Source organism: Neisseria sp. DTU_2020_1000833_1_SI_GRL_NUU_006, assembly GCA_032388755.1.
Lineage (GTDB): Bacteria > Pseudomonadota > Gammaproteobacteria > Burkholderiales > Neisseriaceae > Neisseria > Neisseria sicca_C.
Map to the genome: position 1 here is coordinate 1041407 of CP135593.1, position 19314 is coordinate 1060720.

General features: G+C 51.3%; 13 protein-coding genes. 5 read left to right on the forward strand and 8 right to left on the reverse strand.

Translation table 11 applies throughout. The features are described 5' to 3' along the window. Positions 1-57: 57 nt before the first annotated feature. From aceF to trpE, 7 genes are all read right to left on the reverse strand, one after another. Positions 58-1677, reverse strand: coding sequence for a dihydrolipoyllysine-residue acetyltransferase (gene aceF, locus RSJ68_05045; GenBank protein ID WNU98087.1), 1620 nt, complete (start codon positions 1675-1677; stop codon positions 58-60). A gap of 240 nt (positions 1678-1917) precedes the next feature. Then, a complete protein-coding gene (gene aceE, locus RSJ68_05050; GenBank protein WNU98088.1) occupies positions 1918-4581 on the reverse strand; it encodes a pyruvate dehydrogenase (acetyl-transferring), homodimeric type in 2664 nt (887 codons plus the stop codon). A 382-nt stretch (positions 4582-4963) separates the two neighbouring features. After that, positions 4964-5581: a Smr/MutS family protein gene (locus RSJ68_05055; GenBank protein ID WNU98089.1), complete on the reverse strand. Its 618-nt coding sequence runs from the start codon at positions 5579-5581 to the stop codon at positions 4964-4966. A 94-nt stretch (positions 5582-5675) separates the two neighbouring features. Next, positions 5676-6158: a GNAT family N-acetyltransferase gene (locus RSJ68_05060; GenBank protein ID WNU98090.1), complete on the reverse strand. Its 483-nt coding sequence runs from the start codon at positions 6156-6158 to the stop codon at positions 5676-5678. A gap of 78 nt (positions 6159-6236) precedes the next feature. After that, positions 6237-7373 (reverse strand): 5-(carboxyamino)imidazole ribonucleotide synthase, encoded by a 1137-nt coding sequence (locus RSJ68_05065; GenBank protein WNU98091.1) that lies wholly within the window; start codon positions 7371-7373, stop codon positions 6237-6239. Between the two features lie 195 nt (positions 7374-7568). Further along, positions 7569-7856: a GIY-YIG nuclease family protein gene (locus tag RSJ68_05070; protein WNU98092.1), complete on the reverse strand. Its 288-nt coding sequence runs from the start codon at positions 7854-7856 to the stop codon at positions 7569-7571. A gap of 237 nt (positions 7857-8093) precedes the next feature. After that, positions 8094-9569, reverse strand: coding sequence for an anthranilate synthase component I (trpE, locus tag RSJ68_05075; GenBank protein ID WNU98093.1), 1476 nt, complete (start codon positions 9567-9569; stop codon positions 8094-8096). A 229-nt stretch (positions 9570-9798) separates the two neighbouring features. Between trpE and aroA the strand changes: the two genes are divergently transcribed. The 5 genes from aroA to RSJ68_05100 all read left to right on the forward strand — a co-directional run bounded on the left by aroA (position 9799) and on the right by RSJ68_05100 (position 17420). Then, the gene (aroA, locus tag RSJ68_05080; GenBank protein WNU98094.1) at positions 9799-11097 is read left to right on the forward strand and encodes a 3-phosphoshikimate 1-carboxyvinyltransferase; all 1299 of its coding nucleotides are present in this window, start codon (positions 9799-9801) and stop codon (positions 11095-11097) included. 122 nt (positions 11098-11219) lie between these two features. Continuing rightward, complete coding sequence (miaA, locus tag RSJ68_05085; protein ID WNU98095.1) at positions 11220-12161, forward strand: tRNA (adenosine(37)-N6)-dimethylallyltransferase MiaA; 942 nt, start codon at positions 11220-11222, stop codon at positions 12159-12161. A 15-nt stretch (positions 12162-12176) separates the two neighbouring features. Next, positions 12177-12899, forward strand: a complete 723-nt coding sequence (gene tadA, locus RSJ68_05090) for a tRNA adenosine(34) deaminase TadA (GenBank protein WNU98348.1) — start codon at positions 12177-12179, stop codon at positions 12897-12899. Positions 12900-13040: 141 nt separating this feature from the next. Next, entirely contained in the window at positions 13041-16925 is a 3885-nt protein-coding gene (gene mfd, locus RSJ68_05095; protein WNU98096.1) for a transcription-repair coupling factor, read from the forward strand. 237 nt (positions 16926-17162) lie between these two features. Beyond that, on the forward strand, positions 17163-17420 hold the full coding sequence (locus RSJ68_05100; protein WNU98097.1) for a hypothetical protein: 258 nt from the start codon (positions 17163-17165) through the stop codon (positions 17418-17420). Between the two features lie 1292 nt (positions 17421-18712). Here RSJ68_05100 and RSJ68_05105 read toward each other — a convergent pair. Next, on the reverse strand, positions 18713-19207 hold the full coding sequence (locus RSJ68_05105; protein ID WNU98349.1) for a contact-dependent growth inhibition system immunity protein: 495 nt from the start codon (positions 19205-19207) through the stop codon (positions 18713-18715). Between the last annotated feature and the right edge of the window lie 107 nt (positions 19208-19314).

Sequence of the window (19314 nt, forward strand, 5' to 3'; positions counted from 1 at the left end):
CTGTTTTCAGACGACCTGTCAGGTTGTTTGCTGGAGGTCGTCTGAAATACGCTCGGATTACAGGGTAATGCGGCGGAAGTCTTTCAACAGGTTCGCCAGGAATACGGTGAAGCGCATACCGGCGGCACCGTCGATAACGCGGTGGTCGAAGGACAGGCTCAACGGACACATCAGGCGTGGAGCGAACTCTTTGCCGTTCCAAACCGGTTTGATTTGGGATTTGCACACGCCCAAAATAGCAACTTCAGGTGCGTTCACAATCGGAGTGAAGCCTGTACCGCCGATGCCGCCCAAGCTGGAAATGGTAAAGCAGGCGCCTTGCATTTCTTGCGGTTTGAGCTTGCCTTCGCGGGCTTTCTTAGACAATTCGGTCAGCTCTTGGCTGATTTCTTTCAGACCTTTTTGATCCACGTCTTTGATTACGGGAACAACCAAGCCGTTCGGCGTATCAGCTGCGAAACCGATGTTGAAGTAGTTTTTCAGAACCAGATTGTCGCCGTCCAAAGAAGCGTTGAATTCTGGGAAGGCTTTCAGCGCGGAAACGGAGGCTTTGATGATGAACGCCAACGGAGACAGTTTCACGCCTTCACGTTCCCATTCTTTGTTCAGCTGTTTGCGGAATTCTTCCAATTCGGTCATGTCCGCTTCTTCGTGAACGGTAACGTGCGGAATGACTACCCAGTTGCGGGACAGGTTTTGACCAGAAATTTTCTTAATGCGGGACAACTCTTTAACTTCGACATTGCCGAATTTGGAGAAGTCCACTTTAGGCCACGGCAGCAAGTCCAGACCGCCGCCCAAAGATGTGCCGGCAGCAGCAGGTTTCGCCGCACCGCCTTGCATCACAGATTTCACAAAGGCTTTAATGTCGTCGCCCATGATACGGCCTTTCAAGCCGGTACCTTTGACTTGACCCAAATCTACGCCCAATTCACGCGCCAGTTTGCGTGCTGAAGGACCGGCGTGTGCTTTGGCGAAAGCAGCTTCGTCGATTTTGGCTGCGGCAGGTGCAGGAGCGGCAACAGGAGCCGGGGCGGCGGCAGGCGCGGCAGTCGGAGCAGGTACAGCTGCCGGTGCTGCGGCTTGAGCAGGCGCGGGAGCGGGAGCGGCGGCAGAACCGGCGGTTTCCACTTCGATAATGGCAGTACCTTCGGATACTTTGTCGCCGACTTTCAGGAATACGGCTTTAACGACACCGGCGGCAGTACAAGGTACGTCCATAGTCGCTTTGTCGGTTTCCAAAGTAATCAGCGTGTCGTCTTCGGCAACGGTGTCGCCCACTTTGACTTCAACGGCGATTACATCTACATCAGTATGACCGCCAATGTCGGGAACGGCTACTTGAACGGTTGCGCCGCCTGCGGGAACGGCAGCGGGCGCAGCGACAGGCGCAGGTTGTGCTTCAGCGGCAGGAGCCGGAGCAGCTTCAGCAGCGGCAGTACCGGTTTCAACGGTCAGAATCACGCCGCCTTCGGAGATTTTGTCACCGACTTTGACTTTTACTTCTTTCACAACGCCTGCTGCATCGGCAGGTACGTCCATAGTGGCTTTGTCGGTTTCCAGTGTAATCAGGGTGTCGTCAACGGCGATAGTGTCTCCCGCTTTGACTTCTACGGCGATGATATCGACGTTTTCATGACCTCCGATATCGGGTACTTTGATTTCTACGATACTCATTTGAGTTCCTTTGATGATTTCGGTTTGAGGTCGCCTGAAAAACAGTTTCAGACGACATCACTTATGTTTTCCGGCACGGATAACCATTTCCAGGGCAGCCTTTCTGCGCTTCGAACCTTTTGCACAACTTGCGCCCGCTGCTTGTTAACTGGAGGTTTATCCGTTATACAAACCGTCAACGTATTCTTAATTCAGACGACCCCGCAAGCAAATTGACTTTGAGGTCGTCTAAAAACAGGATTAGCGTTTCCAGCTTGGCGCCACGTCGGCATTGATGCCGTATTTTTCGATGGCTTGTTGAACGGTTTCTTTGCTGACTTTGCCTTGTTCTGCCAATGCGCTCAATGCTGCCACGGCAACGTTGTAGCGGTCCACTTCGAAGAAGCGGCGCAGGTTGGCACGGCTGTCGGAACGGCCGAAACCATCGGTACCCAAGACATGGTAGTCGTTCGGGATGTACGCGCGGATACGGTCGGCATAGCTGCGGATATAGTCGGTAGCGGCGATAACCGGACCGTCATGACCTTGCAGTTGCGAGGTAACGAAAGGCACTTTTTCAGCTTCCAGCGGATGCAGGCGGTTGAAACGTTCTACTTCGATGGCATCGCGGTGCAGCAGGTTGAAGGATGGGCAAGACCAAATGTCTGCTTCTACGCCGAAGTCGGCTTTCAGCAATTCGGCACCGGCAATCACTTCTTGCAGGATGGTACCAGAACCCATCAATTGAACTTTCTTGTCGCCTTTACCGCCGGCTTTCAGCAAGTACATACCTTTCAGGATGTCTTGTTCCACGCCTTCGGGCATATCCGGATGAGTGTAGTTCTCGTTCATCAGGGTAATGTAGTAGAACACGTCTTCGTTATTGGCATACATGCGGCGCAGACCGTCTTGTACGATAACGGCTACTTCGTATTGGAAGGTCGGATCGTAAGAAACGCAGTTCGGGATCAAATCAGCTTGAATGTGGCTGTGGCCGTCTTCGTGTTGCAGACCTTCACCGTTCAAGGTTGTACGACCGGCAGTACCACCCAGCAGGAAGCCGCGTGCGTGCATATCGCCGGCAGCCCATGCCAAGTCGCCGACACGTTGGAAACCGAACATAGAGTAGTAAATGTAGAACGGAATCATCGCGAAGTCGCTGTTGGCATAGCTGGTCGCTGCAGCAATCCAGTCAGCCATCGCGCCAGGCTCGTTAATACCTTCTTGCAGGATTTGACCGTCAACGGATTCTTTATAGAACATCAGTTGGTCTTTGTCTTGCGGGGTGTATTGTTGGCCTTTCGGGTTCCAAATACCGTATTGGCGGAACATGCCTTCCATACCGAAGGTACGGCTTTCGTCAGGAACGATAGGTACGACGCGTTTGCCGATTTTTTTGTCTTTCAGCAAAGTAGACAGAATGCGGACGAAAGCCATAGTGGTTGAAAATTCACGGTCGCCGCTGGATTTCAGTTGAGTCTCAAATGCTGACAATTCAGGCACTTCCAGAACTTCTTGGGTAGGCTTGCGTTGAGGCAGGTAGCCGCCCAAAGCTTCGCGGCGTGCGTGCAGGTATTTGTACTCTTCACTGTCGGGAGCAAAAGTCAGGTAAGGCAGATCGCCGCTGTCGATTTGCTCGTCGGTAACCGGAATGTCAAAGCGGTCGCGGAATTGTTTCAAAGACGCTTTGTCCATTTTTTTGGCTTGGTGGGCAACGTTTTGACCTTCGCCGGATGCACCCATACCATAACCTTTAATGGTTTTCGCCAAAATTACGGTAGGTTTGCCGTCTGCATGGTTAGCTGCGCGGTCATAAGCGTTGTACACTTTTTGAGGGTCGTGACCGCCGCGGTTCAATGCCCAGATTTGCTCATCGGTCATATCGGCAACCAATGCTTTCAATTCAGGGGTATTGAAGAAGTGTTCGCGGACGTACGCGCCGTCTTTGGATTTGTAAGTTTGGTAGTCGCCGTCCAAACATTCTTCCATGCGTTTGCGCAGGATGCCGTCTTTGTCTTTTGCCAAGAGACGGTCCCAACGGCGGCCCCAGATGACTTTAACGACATTCCAGCCTGCGCCTGCAAAGTTGCCTTCCAATTCTTGGATGATTTTGCCGTTACCGCGGACAGGACCGTCCAAACGTTGCAGGTTACAGTTGATGACGAAAATCAGGTTGTCCAAACCTTCGCGTGCTGCCAATGCGATTGCTCCTTGCGATTCAGGTTCGTCCATTTCGCCGTCGCCGCAGAATACCCATACTTTACGGCCTTTGGTTTTTGCCAGACCGCGGGATTCCAGGTATTTCAGGAAACGGGCTTGGTAAATCGCCATGATCGGACCCAAACCCATAGATACGGTCGGAAATTGCCAGAAATCAGGCAGCAAGTGCGGATGAGGGTAAGAAGGCAGACCATGTCCGTCCACTTCCTGACGGAAATTGTTCAGTTGGTCTTCAGTCAGACGGCCTTCAACGAAAGCGCGGGCATAGATGCCTGGAGAAACGTGGCCTTGGAAGAATACCAAATCACCTTCTTCGCCTTCGCCTTTAGCTTTCCAGAAGTGGTTAAAACCCACTTCGTACATGGTTGCGGCAGATTGGAAAGATGCAATATGACCACCCAGCTCCAAATCTTTTTTACCGGCGCGCAATACGATGGCGGCGGCGTTCCAGCGCACGAATGCACGGATGCGGTGTTCGATGTTTTGATCGCCCGGAATGCCTTTTTCGTCTTCAACCGAAACGGTATTCAAATACGGGGTGGTTGTGCCGTGAGGCATACGGACGCCTTTGTCGCGGCTGTATTTAACCAGATGCTCCAACAAGTATTGTGCGCGTTCGCTGCCTTCGTATTCTAGAACTGAGCTTAACGCGTCCAACCACTCTTGGGTTTCAATCGGGTCAACATCGTGTAATTGGGTGGACATAGTATCTATCCTTATGTTGAGTGTTATTCAATGACGGAGGGTTATACCCCTAATGTTTTCGTTTGCGAAAATTGGTATACAAAAACGAAAAGTTTCTAAAATCAAATCAAATAAAATTAGATAATCTAAATCTTTTCAATCAGTTAAAAACCGGATTAAAAACAAAAGACGCACTGGTGAATTTATTTGAATCTGCTTCGCTTCGAATCCTATCAGCAAACGGTATAACTAGCAAATTTCAATTTAATATATTCAAAAACAATCAAACTTTTCCCATTTAATTTTCTTTTTTAACACAAAAACGAAAATAAAATGAAAAAAACCGAAATAACCTTTTAACTGTTTTTGAAATAGCTTTGCTGCTATATTTCAGACGACCTTTTTACTGCTCCTCCGAATGCCGGCGTTTGATAAGGATGCGGACAGCGCCGTCATTACCCTCGCGAGGTTCGATATAGGCAAGGACATCCGGATGCTGCATCAGCCAACGGCGCGTCATATTTTTTAAAACAGGTTTATAGCCTGTCGAACCCAGTCCGCTGCCGTGGACAATTTCGGCACAAACGCCGCGCTTTTGGACAAACACGATAAACTCATTTAATACCTGTTGCGCTTCTTCTTGCGTATAGCCGTGCAAATCAACATCGGCAACGACGGGATAATGGCCGTTACGCAGGCGTTGCAGGTCGTTTTTACCTTGCCCGTTCTTACTGAACGAAGCAGGCGGCTCATCCCAACCGCCGTTGCCGATATAAAAATAATCTTCCTCATTTAATGAAGATGCTTCTTTCGGACGCGGCTTTATCGGCGATTTATCGCGTGGAGCAGAATAATATTGCGAAGTTTGTTTCAACGGGGTTACCGTCCCGACCATGCTTGCAAAATCCGCATTTTCGGCTTCCTGCTTTTTAGCTGCCGCTTCTGCTGCAGCCTTTTCTTCCGCTTCTTTTTTCGCCTGTTTTCCTAAGGCCTGAAGGGTAGATTGGAAATCTGTTTTCATAAATGGATACCTGAAACGCTAAATGATTTTCAGACGACCTCTTTTACAAACAAGGTCGTCTGAAAATGGGAAAATAATTTACGGTTCTATCTAACTAAAGATATTTCCGCATTAATTCGCATTCGACTTTAACTTCCCGATTCAACTGCAATACCGCAGAACCCAAAGATTCATAACGGTTGATGCGGTAAAACGGAACGGAATTGAGCGAAGCATAAAGTTTTAAAAAACTCAATCCGGCATGATGCGCCAACTCTTCGGCACGCCTCAGCAATGCCGTACCCAAACCTTGATTATGGAAAATCGGATGCACATAAAGCGCGTCTAATTGCGCTTCCTTAAAATCGACTTGGAAAAATCCACGGATGGCCCCTTTGTATTCCACCACCCACAAAGCCTTATCCGGATCGTCGATGGTATGGCGGTAGCTTTCAGTGTCCAACAGCGCTTCCCATGCCTGAAGCACATTCTCGTCGTAGCTTCGAATGCAGGCAAATTGGGCGGCATGAAGATGGGCATTATGGATGGCTTGGCAATCTTGTACTGTGGCGGGACGGAGTATGGTCAACAGGCTCATGATTCGGTACGTTATATCTAGCTTTCAGACGACCTTGATTGATTCTGAGGTCGTCTGAACATTCTAAAAATTAGCAAATTATAAACTTTGATGCAGTTTCACTGCCGCTTCAAAAGCAGTATCGGCATCGGTGGACAAAACAGTGAAATGCCCCATTTTGCGACCTTTCCGCGCGGCTTTTTTGCCGTATAGGTGCAGGTGTGCATTCGGATAGCTTTGCAACGGCAGCCAATTCGGTTCGCCGTCGTCTTCCTGCCAAACGTCGCCCAAAATATTCGCCATGCAGCATGAAGAAAGCAGCTTGGTGTCGGCGGGCGGCAGATTGCACATAATGCGTACCTGCTGCTGGAACTGGTCTGCGGCGCAGGCATCGATGGTGTGGTGGCCGGAATTGTGCGGGCGCGGGGCGATTTCGTTGACGACCAATTCGTGCGTGTCGCCGACGACGAACATTTCCACCGCCAATACGCCGACATAATCCAATTCGTCCGCCAAGCGTTGCGCCATTTGCCGTGCCTGTTGTTGCACGTCGGCACTCAGCCGCGCGGGGACGATGGAATAGGCGAGGATGCCGTTTTCGTGGATGTTTTCGGCGGGGTCGAAGGTTTGCACGTTTTCATTGTTCAGACGACATACAATAACGGAAATCTCGCCGCGCAAATCCACCATTTTTTCCAAAACACAATCCACGCCGCCGTGTTCGGCAAACGCGGCTTTGAGTTCGTCCACCGTTTTGACGCGGATTTGCCCTTTGCCGTCGTAGCCCAACGTAGCCGTTTTCAGGATGCCGGGCAAAAATTGCGCGCTTGCTACGCTGATGTCGTCTGAACGGTAAACCGCTTGATACGGCGCGGTTTGCAGCCCCGCTTTGCGTATCCATGCTTTTTCCTGAATACGGTTTTGCGCGATGGCAACACAGTCGCCGCTGGGGGAAACGTTGGTATGCTTTGCCAGAAAGCGCATCGCGTCGGCATTGACGTTTTCAAATTCAGTGGTAACCGCGGAGCATTTTGCCAACTCGTCCAAAGCGGCTTGGTCGTCAAACGGCGCGCACAAATGGCGGTCGGCAAATTCCGCCGCCGGCGCGTTCGGATCGGGGTCGAGAACGGTGACTTTGTAGCCCATGGTTTTGGCGGCAACGGTAAACATTCTGCCTAATTGGCCGCCGCCGAGGATGCCGAGCATGGCGGGAGGGAGGATGGGGGTTTTGTTCATAGTGTTTTAATCTGTCTGTGTTCTAATGTTTATTTCAGGTTGTCTGAAACCGTCAATCCGTTATTCCCGCGCAGGCGGGAATCCAGAGTGCAATGTTTAAAGATTCCTGAAACCTAAAAGTCTGGATTTCCGCCTGCGCGGAAATGACGAAATTCAAGGGGTGCCAGGGTGAATTTACATGTTTTGAAACGATGGTTATTTAATGATTTCAAACCATAAATCCTGCCAACCTGGATTTTTCTCTTCGATAAGGCGCAGCTTCCATTGTCGATTCCATTTTTTCAGTTGCTTTTCCCTGGTAATGGCGTGTTCCATTGTGGAATGCATTTCGTACCAAACCAACATGGTTACATGATGCTGATTTGTAAATCCTTGCGCCAAATGTTCTCTATGTTGGTAAACACGTTGGGTGAGATTGGATGTTACACCGATATACAGCGTTCCGTTTCGTTGGCTGGCGAGTATATAAACGGCAGGTTGCATCATGTTTCCGCAAAAAACTTTAATCCGTCACTCCCGCGTAGGCGGGAATCCAGGCCTCAATCTTTCAGAAATCTTTAGAGATTCCCGTAATTTTAAATTTCTGGATTCCCGCCTGCGCGGGAATGACGAGGCAAAAGCCCCTTTTCTAATTAAACTTCTAATCAAACGATTGCTGCTTATTGTTTGGATTTTCAGACGGCCTGTTGATTCCTTAAAGGCCGTCTGAACACTCCAAGTCTACCTATCCAACCCCTCCTGCACCATCTGCGCTGCCCTAACCACTGCTCGGGCCTTATTCTGCGTTTCCTGCCATTCGGAAGTCGGGTCGGAGTCGGCGACGATGCCTGCGCCGCTTTGGACGTATAGCGTGTTGTTTTTCACTACGGCGGTGCGGATGGCGATTGCCAAATCCATGTCGTTGTTGAAGCCCCATACGCCGACGGCGCCGCCGTAGATGCCGCGTTTGCTGGGTTCGACTTCTTCGATGATTTCCATCGCGCGGACTTTGGGTGCGCCGGAGAGTGTGCCGGCGGGGAACGTGGCGGCAAGGATGTCCATGTTGGTAACGCCCTCTTTCAGACGACCTTCAACGTTGGAAACGATGTGCATCACATGGGAGTATTTTTCAATCACCATTTTGTCGGTTACTTTGACTTCGCCCGTTTTGCTGATGCGGCCGACGTCGTTGCGTCCTAAATCGATAAGCATGACGTGTTCGGCGATTTCTTTGGCGTCGCTTAATAAGTCTTGTTCGTTGGCAAGGTCTTCGGCGGGAGTTTTGCCGCGCAGGCGCGTACCGGCGATGGGGCGGACGATGACGTCGTCGCGTTCGCGGCGGACGAGGATTTCAGGCGAGGAGCCGACGATGTGGAAATCACCGAAATCGTAGTAAAAGAGGTAAGGCGAAGGGTTGAGCGTGCGCAGGGCGCGGTAGAGGGCGAGCGGGCTGTCGGTAAATTCCATGCTCATGCGCTGGCTGGGGACGACCTGCATACAGTCGCCAGCGAAGATGTAGTCTTTGATTTTGTTGACACAGGCTTTGAACGGCTCTTCGCCGAACTCGCTGACGGCTTCGGTGTGTTTGCTGCCGAGCGAAAGCGGGATGGCGCAGCTTTGGCGCAACTGGGTGCGGATGTCTTCGAGGCGTTCGCGGGCGCGTTCGTAGCCGTCGGGCTGCGACGGATCGGCGTAAACGATGAGGTGGATTTTGCCGCTCAAATTGTCGATAACTGCCAACTCTTGCGACAGCATCAGCAAAATATCGGGCGTGCCGAGCGGGTCGGCTTTGGCGGTGTTTTTCAGGCGGTGGGCGAAGTGTTCGAAATTGTAGATGGTTTCGTAACCGAAGTAGCCGACCAATCCGCCGGTAAAGCGCGGCAGGCTTGGGATTTCGGGCGTTTTGAAGCGGTTGTGGAAGGCTTCGATAAAGGGCAGCGGATTGCCGTCATGTTGCTCGACGATTTCGCCGTTTTGATAAACATCGACGTGTTTGCCGCCGGCTTTGAGATAGTGGCTGCAAGGCAGGCCGATAAAGGAATAGCGGCCGAAACGTTCGCCGCCGACAACGGATTCGAGCAGATAGGTATAGGGGCGGTTGGCGAGTTTGAGATAGAGGGAAAGCGGTGTATCCAAGTCGGCAAGGAGTTCTTGCACGAGCGGGATGCGGTTGTAGCCTTGGGCGGCTTGGGCTTGATATTCTTGTTTGCTGATCATTTCGGTTCCGTTTGTCGGGTATTTTCAGACGACCTTGCGAACGTGTAAAAGTCTTTGAAAAAGCTTGGAACGACGCGCTTAGCGGGCAGAAAAAACAAGCCCGCGCCATCGTCGCAAAATTGCGGAAAAGTATAACATTTTATGCGGATTGTTGACAGTTTTGGTTTTTCAGACGACCCCTCCCTGCCGTATAATGCCGTTTTCTGTTTCCGCTTCCCAAACGACCATCATGACCGAATCCATCCGCCTCCCCGCCGCCTCGCTCAAACCTTCTACCGTCGCTTTGCCCGGTTCCAAAAGCATCAGCAACCGCACTCTGCTGCTCGCTGCCTTGTCCGACAATACTTGCGAAATCCATTCCCTGCTCAAATCCGACGATACCGACCGTATGTTGGAAGCGCTTGATAAACTCGGCGTTGAAATCGAATATCTTGCCGAAGGTCGTCTGAAAGTACACGGGACAGGCGGACACTTCCCCAATCGGACTGCCGATTTATTTTTGGGCAACGCGGGAACAGCGTTTCGTCCGCTGACCGCCGCGCTTGCCGTTTTGGGCGGCGATTATCATCTGCACGGCGTGCCTCGTATGCACGAGCGCCCTATCGGCGATTTGGTAGATGCGCTGCGGATTGCCGGCGCCGATGTCGAATATCTCGGCAACGAACACTATCCACCGCTTCATATCGGCGAACGCCAAGACCGCGGCGAGCGTGTGATTCCGATTAAAGGCAATGTGTCCAGCCAGTTTTTGACCGCCCTCTTGATGGCGCTGCCGCTGACCGGACAGGCATTTGAAATCCGTATGGTCGGCGAGTTGATTTCCAAGCCCTATATTGACATCACTTTGAAACTGATGGCGCAATTCGGCGTACAGGTTGCCAATGAAGACTACCGTGTCTTCAAAATCCCCGCCGATGCCCGCTACCACGCGCCCGAACACTTGTACGTCGAAGGCGATGCTTCCAGCGCGTCCTACTTCCTCGCTGCCGGCTTGATTGCCGCCACGCCCGTCCGCGTTACCGGTATCGGTGCAAACAGCATACAGGGCGATGTCGCCTTTGCCCGTGAGCTGGAAAAAATCGGTGCGGACGTGGTTTGGGGCGAAAACTTCGTCGAAGTCTCGCGTCCGAAAGAACGTACCGTCCAAGCCTTTGATTTGGATGCGAACCATATCCCCGATGCCGCCATGACCCTCGCCATCGTCGCCCTTGCCACAGGACAAACCTGCACGTTGCGCAACATCGGTTCATGGCGCGTCAAAGAAACCGACCGCATCGCCGCGATGGCAAACGAGTTGCGCAAACTCGGCGCGGAAGTCGTCGAAGAAGCCGAAGCGATTCACATTACCCCGCCTGAAATACTGACGCCCGACGCCGTCATCGACACTTACGACGATCACCGCATGGCGATGTGTTTCTCGCTGGTTTCCCTGTTGGGCGTACCCGTCGTCATCAACGACCCGAAATGCACCCATAAAACCTTCCCGACTTATTTTGAAGTGTTCTCATCGCTGACCGACGCGGTTTAAAGCGGAAGAACGTTTACCCAAACAAAAAGGTCGTCTGAAAATATCGTTCCTCAATCCAACGCCGAACCGTTTTCAGACGACCTTTTGCTATAATCCGTCCGTTTCCCCACGCCCCTTTTGATATGAACACCCCAAAAGCCTTTGCCATCCTCGGCCCGACTGCCGGCGGGAAAACCGCCCTTGCCTTGAAAATCGCCGAAGCCCTGCCGGTCGAAATCATCAGCCTCGATTCCGCGCTGGTGTACCGTGATATGGATATCGGCACGGCAAAGCCGACCGCCGCCGAGCTTGAAGCCGTACCGCACCACCTTATCGACATCATCCCGCCGACGGAGTCTTACAGCGCGGCGGAGTTTGTCGGCGACTGCGTGCGGCTGGCGGAGGAAATCCGCGCGCGCGGCAGGCTGCCTTTGATTGTCGGCGGTACGATGATGTATTTCCACGCGCTGACCGAAGGCTTGAACGACCTGCCCGAAGCCGATACCGCCGTTCGCGCCCGGTTGCAGGAAGAAAAAAACCGATACGGCTTGGCGCATCTGTATCAAAGCCTGCAAACCATAGACCCTGAAACCGCAGGTCGTCTGAAACCGAACGACAGCCAACGTATCGAACGTGCTTTGGAAGTGTACCGCCTGACCGGCAAGCCTTTGAGCGCGCATTTTACCGAAAAAGCCGAATACACCCCGCCGCTCGACCTTTGCACCACCGCCCTGATTCCCGAAAACCGCGCCTTGTTGCACGAAAACATCGCCCGCCGTTTCACGCAAATGCTGGAACAAGGCTTCATCGACGAAATGCGCGCCCTGCGCCAAAAATATCCCGAGCTGACCGCCGATATGCCCTCCATGCGCTGCGTCGGCTACCGGCAGGCATGGGATTACCTCGAAGGTTTGACCGATTACGACATCTTTGTCGAAAAAGGCATCGCCGCCACCCGCCAGCTTGCCAAGCGCCAACTCACTTGGCTGCGCAAAATTCCATTGGCGCGCAGCATCGACCCATACACCGACGGCAACCACGTTCAGACGACCTTGGCACTCGTCCGCCGCCATTTCCAAATCTAAAACGCCATGCCGACCCTGTTGACCACGCCGCCCGTCGCCCCGCAAACCTTAGCCGCCCTGCAAGCCCTCGGCATCCGCAGCGTAGAGGAGCTGCGCGAAACCGGTTCCGTCCAAGCCTTCCTACTACTCAAAGCCGCTGGACTGACCGTTACCCGCAGCACGCTTTGGCAACTCGAAGCCCTGCTGCTCGGTATCAAACCGCAAGACCTACCGCAAACGCAGAAAACCGCTTTGGAACAAGCCCTTAAAAACAATCCGCCCGTCGCCGTTTTCCCCACGTCGTCTGAAATGGAAACCTTCATGCGCGCCGCCTTGGCGCAGGCAGAACAATCCGCCCGCATCGGCGAAATCCCCGTCGGCGCGGTCGCCGTCTCCAACAACCAAATCATCGCCGCCGCCCACAACACCTGCGTCAGCGACCACGACATCAGCCGCCACGCCGAAATTCGCGCCCTTGCCGCCGCGGGTGCCGCCCTTCAAAACTACCGCCTCGACGAGTGCGACCTCTACATCACGCTCGAACCCTGCGCCATGTGCGCCTCCGCCATCATCCAAGCCCGCGTCCGCCGCGTCATCTACGGCGCTGCAGAGCCCAAAACCGGCGCGGCAGGCAGCATTGTCAATCTGTTTGCCAACCCGCTGCTGAACAAACACACGGCAATCAAGGGCGGCATTTTGGAAGACGAATGCAAAGCCGTTTTACAGGCGTTTTTTCAGACGAGGCGCAAACAGGGTTGAAAAACTAAAAAGGTCGTCTGAAAACCAACCAAACCATCCTATCCCTTACACCCGCTTTTAATCTGCTAAAATCCCGCTTTTACAACCCACCACGGCAGCCCGAAAAATTTTCCGGCTGCCGCAAGCCATTGTCCCTACGCCATGAACTACCCTATCCCCAAACCCCGTGAAAAATCCCGTTGGCTCAATCTTTCGCAAGGCTCGCTGCCGCTGGCTTTGGCGCGTTATCTGCCGCATAAGCGGCTCAAAGTCGTGCTGACCCAAGATGCGGAACAGGCGTTGCGCCTTCAGACGGCATGGCGGTTTTTCCGTCCGCACGATACGGCGGTGTTCCTGCCAGACTGGGAAACGCTGCCTTACGAGCGTTTTTCGCCGCATCAGGATTTGGTGTCGGAGCGGCTCTCGGCGTTGTGGCAGATTAAAAGCGGCGCGGCGGACGTGTTGTTCGTGCCGGTTGCCACAGCGATGCAGAAGCTGCCGCCCGTGCCGTTTCTGGCGGGGCGTACGTTTTGGCTGAAAACGGGGCAGACTTTGGATATAGGTCGTCTGAAAACCGATTTGGTGGATGCGGGTTACAACCATGTTTCCCATGTTGTCGCGGCGGGCGAATTTGCCGTGCGCGGCGGCATTGTGGATTTATTCCCGATGGGCAGCGAGATGCCTTACCGCATCGATTTGTTCGACGATGAAATCGACAGCATCAAAACTTTCGATACCGAAACACAACGTACTATTTCTCCCGTTTCCGAAATCCGCCTGCTGCCGGCGCACGAGTTCCCCACCGACAGCGAGGCGCAAAAAATCTTCCGCAGCCGTTTCCGCGAGGAAGTCGATGGCAATCCGAACGATGCCGCTGTGTACAAAGCCGTCAGCAACGGCCATTTCGGTGCGGGCGTGGAATATTATCTGCCGCTGTTTTTTGAAAACGAGCTGGAAACGCTGTTTGACTATATCGGCGAAGATGCGCTGTTTGTCTCTTTGGGCGATGTTCACGCCGAGGCAAACCGCTTTTGGAGCGACGTCAAATCGCGTTACGCGATGGCGCAGGGTGATGAAACCTATCCGCCTTTGCTTCCACAGCATTTGTATCTCTCTGCCGATGTGTTCGCAGGCCGTCTGAAAAACTACGGACAGGTGCTGCCCGATGTTTCCGGCAAGGAACACACCCTGCCCGACCTTGCCGTCAACCGCCAATCCGACGAGCCGTTGCAGGCATTGAAGGATTTTCAGACGACCTTTGAAGGACGGATTTTGCTGTGCGCCGAAAGTCTGGGACGGCGCGAAACCATGCTCGGCTTCTTGCAGCAAAACGGTTTGAAAGCCAAACCTGTGTCCGACTGGCAAGGCTTTTTATCGGCACACGAGCCGCTGATGATCACGGTCGCGCCGTTGGCATACGGGTTCAAACTGGGCGGGCCGCAATCCCCGAGCCAACAGCAACCTACTCCCGCCTCCGAGGGAGAAGGCAAAGCGGTTACCGACCAAACCGAATTTTCCGCAGCCGCAACAAACCCTCTCCCTAGCCCTCTCCCGCAGGAGAGGGAACAAAATGCAGCCGCCGTTTCAGACGACCTGAAAACTGAAAGCAGCCTGCACTCCGTCGAAAGTAGTCTGCACGGGCAAATCCAACAGCAACCTGCCCCCTCCCCCGTGGGGGAAGGTTGGGGAGAGGGCAAAGCGGTTGCCGCTCAAACCGAATTCTCCGCAGCCGCAACAAACCCTCTCCCACAGGAGAGGGAACAGAATGCAGCCACCATTTCAGACGACCTGAAAACCGAAAGCAGCCTGCATCCCGTCGAAAGTAGTCTGCACGGGCAAACCCGACAGCAACCTGCCCCCTCCCCCGTGGGGGAGGGTTGGGGAGAGGGCAAAGCGGTTGTCGCTCAAAGTGCCATCGCCGTCATCACCGAATCCGAGCTCTACCAATACGTTGCCCGTTCGCGCGTCCACAACCGCCGCAAAAAACACGCCGCCGTTTCAGACGGCCTGTTGCGCGACCTTGCCGAAATCAATATCGGCGACCCCGTCGTGCACGAAGAACACGGCATCGGGCGGTATATGGGCTTGGTAACGATGGATTTGGGCGGCGAAACCAACGAAATGATGTTGCTCGAATACGCGGGCGAAGCGCAGCTTTATGTGCCTGTTTCGCAACTGCATTTAATCAGCCGCTACTCCGGTCAGGCGCATGAAAACGTCGCCCTGCACAAGCTCGGCAGCGGCGCGTGGAACAAGGCGAAGCGCAAAGCCGCCGAAAAAGCGCGCGACACCGCCGCCGAGTTGCTCAACCTCTACGCCCAACGCGCCGCCCAATCGGGACACAAGTTTGAAATCAACGAGTTGGACTACCAGGCGTTTGCCGACGGCTTCGGCTACGAAGAAACCGAAGACCAGGCCGCCGCCATCGCCGCCGTGATTAAAGATTTGACGCAGGCGAAGCCGATGGACCGCCTCGTGTGCGGCGATGTCGGCTTCGGCAAAACCGAAGTCGCCCTGCGCGCGGCGTTTGTGGCGGTGATGGGCGGCAAACAGGTTGCCGTCCTCGCACCGACCACGCTTTTGGTCGAGCAGCACGCGCAAAACTTCGCCGACCGCTTCGCCGATTTCCCCGTGAAAGTCGCCAGCCTTTCGCGTTTCAACAACAGCAAAGCCACCAAAGCCGCGCTCGAAGGCATGGCGGACGGCACGGTCGATATCGTTATCGGCACACACAAATTGGTGCAAGACGACATAAAATTCAAAAACTTAGGTTTAGTGATTATCGACGAAGAACACCGCTTCGGCGTGCGCCAGAAAGAGCAGCTCAAACGCCTGCGCGCCAATGTCGACATCCTTACCATGACCGCCACGCCGATTCCGCGCACCCTCAGCATGGCGCTCGAAGGCCTGCGCGACTTCTCGCTGATTACCACCGCGCCCAGCCGCCGCCTTGCCGTGAAAACCTTTGTCAAACCGTTCAGCGAAGGCAGCGTGCGCGAAGCCGTGTTGCGCGAACTCAAACGCGGCGGGCAGGTATTTTTCTTGCACAATGAAGTGGATACCATCGAAAACATGCGCGAGCGGCTGGAAACCCTGTTGCCCGAAGCCCGCATCGGCGTGGCGCACGGACAACTGCGCGAGCGCGAGTTGGAACAAGTCATGCGCGACTTTTTGCAACAAAGATTCAACGTGTTGCTCTGTTCCACTATCATCGAAACCGGCATCGACATTCCCAACGCCAACACCATCATCATCAACCGCGCCGACAAATTCGGGCTGGCGCAACTGCACCAGCTTCGCGGGCGCGTCGGCCGCAGCCACCACCAAGCCTACGCCTACCTGCTCACGCCCGAATACATCACCAAAGACGCAGAAAAACGCCTCGACGCCATCGCGGCGGCAGACGAACTCGGCGCAGGTTTTACCCTCGCCATGCAGGATTTGGAAATCCGCGGCGCAGGCGAAATCCTCGGCGAAGGGCAGTCCGGCGAAATGATACAGGTCGGCTTCACGCTCTACACCGAAATGCTCAAACAAGCCGTGCGCGACCTCAAAAAAGGCCGCCAGCCCGACCTCGACGCACCGCTGGGCATCACCACCGAAATCAAACTGCACAGCCCCGCCCTGCTGCCCGAAAGCTACTGCCCCGACATCCACGAACGGCTCGTCCTCTACAAACGCCTCGCCGTCTGCGAAACCGTACAGCAAATCAATGCTATACACGAAGAACTCGTCGACCGCTTCGGCCTGCCCGAACAACCCGTCAAAACCCTCATCGAAAGCCACCACCTGCGGCTCTCCGCCAAAGAATTGGGTATAGACGCCATCGACGCGACCAGCGAAGCCGTCACCGTTACCTTCGGCAAACACCACCAAATCGATCCGACAGAAATCATCCTGCTGATTCAGACAGATAAAAAATACCGGCTGGCCGGGGCGGATAAGTTGAAGTTTACGGCTCAGATGGAGGATGTGGAGATGAGAATTAAGACGGTGAAGAGTGTCTTAAAGACTTTGAGAGAAAGAGTGGTAGCAAGTAGAGGTTAGTGAAAAAAGGTCGTCTGAAATTTTTCAGACGACCTTGCAATACCATTTATACAGAAAACAGAATATCATTGGTGATGTCTACAACAAGTTGAGCCTGTATAAGTATAGTATGCACCATGAAGTACACATATAGTTTAACAATTTCACACAACTATTTTTTTAGCAATCTATACTACCAAATTGTCAATCAATTTCAAATAATTAGCATATAAAATATTAAATTAAAAAGGATACGCAATGCTTCATGCTGTTATACATGGTAAAAGTAGTCGCTGGTTAAAAGATGCTAAAAAGAAATTTTCTACTCAATCTGAAGGTAACCATCAACGCATACCACGAGAAGATGAAATTACATCTACTATTTTTGGAGTCATGAAATATCTTGATTCTAAAGCCATATACCGTTTTTTTCGTCTTTTATCTAGGCAAGACATTCCAAACAATATTCATGTTACTCATGAAATTGTTTTTTGGAGCCGCAAACAACATAAATAGAAGGATAAATCAACAAAGATTACTGAGCCAGATTTGTTAGTGTCTTTTTGTGTTGATGGAAAAAAAGAAAACTATATTGTTGAACTAAAATGGGGAATCAACTCTCATTTTATGGAAGATCAATCAATTAGAGAGAGAGTGGGAGAATTTCCAAGAAGGGAAAACATGTTTAATTTATATAGCCAATAGTATTCACCCTAATTTTTATGAAAAAAAGAAAAATTATCCCTGGTATGCAATTACTTGGTTGCAGTTTTTAGAGATAGTGTTAGCAGAATGCAATAATACTGAATCAAAAAATTATCATATTTATATGAATGATCTAAAATTATTTTTAGAAAAGCTGAATATTAAACGATTTAATTTCTTTCCTTTCCTTCCTATCCCAAGTTATTCAGTATGGGATAATAAAGCATTTGAATTAGTAAATTTTACCAGAATCAATGTTACTCAATTGAAAAATCAATGGAAGATTAACAATGGATAATTATTTAGAACAAGGCAGAAACATTACAACCGCATTAAACGAATTGGATAAATTTTTTATAGAAATTGATGTACTAAAGGATCTACTAATCAATACATTAGATAAATTTCTTAATAGTAGTACAAAATTTAAAGCTTCGAATCATCAATAAAGTTATCATATTTCAAATAGCGGGTATCTATTCCCTTGGTGTAATATAAGTATCGCCATTTTTGATAAGAAAAGAAGAAAATTAACTGATGATCTAGCTTATAGGTTTATTAACTTCCAATTTTCATTTAGTGATGAAAGTGTTGCAATTCCTAATCAAATAGATAGACCTTTAATTCATATTAGTTCATCAGGTATGAGGCATGGTAGCGAATGGTTTATTAGATATCCAACAGAAGAAATTTTATATTTTGATGAAGAGCTGGATCATTTTCGTTAGAAAATAATGCGATTATTTGGTCAAACTATGACTATGGAGATAAATTTTGGCATTATAGTATCGACTTATTGAAAATAAATTCCCATAACTTCCAAGAACTCTTAATTAACCCCGTATACCGTCTTTTACATGAAGAACCATTACAGATAGTACCAAACTCCGCCTTGGATAATGCTTTAATTCGATACGAAAACTTGGAAAGCATCATAAAATAATAATGTGAAATTAACTCATTAAAATTATTACCAACAATAAACCATAGCCCGCATGAAAGCTGCAGATAGGGTGTGTACGGCACGAACGCACACGGGCTTCGAATGTAAAAAAGGTCGTCTGAAAGAAGTTTCCGGCTTTCAGACGACCTTTTGTCAAATATTATCGGCAGCGGCTCAATGCCAACCTTAAGTCTGATCCTATTTCTTCAGGGCTGTTATCCAATGATAAAATTACATCGTCTGCATCAATGGCATCCCACGCTTCCAGCTTGACATGGCGGCTCGGGCTGATTTTCAGGCAGCCGTTGTGCAGCCAAATATCCCCGCTCATCATGTTTTTAAATAGGGCGCGTCTGGTTTTATAGCCCAAGTTCCCGCATAGGTTGGCAACCCAATCCTCATAGCGTTGCCGAAATTTTTCGGCATCAAAAAAATCTTGGTCTTCCGGACTGTCATAAACGAAAGTCCTGCTGTTCGCCAACGCTTGCAAAACCGTCGCGCCTAAAGTTTCATTGTCGGTATCCAATGGCAGGATATGAGGGGGATATAGGTGATCTATTGCCGTTAACCCCAAACCTGAACATGTTTGAACAATCAGAGCTTCTTCATTAGCATAAAAAACTGCCCAATAATTTTTATCCTGTTTAAAAATCATTATTTGATCTCCGTAATTTTGACTGTAATGTTCGATTTTTGCCATACTCTACCACACGTTGCAACTGCAATCTTTGCTCCTTATTGGTTTGTGCAGCAAGCAGGCCG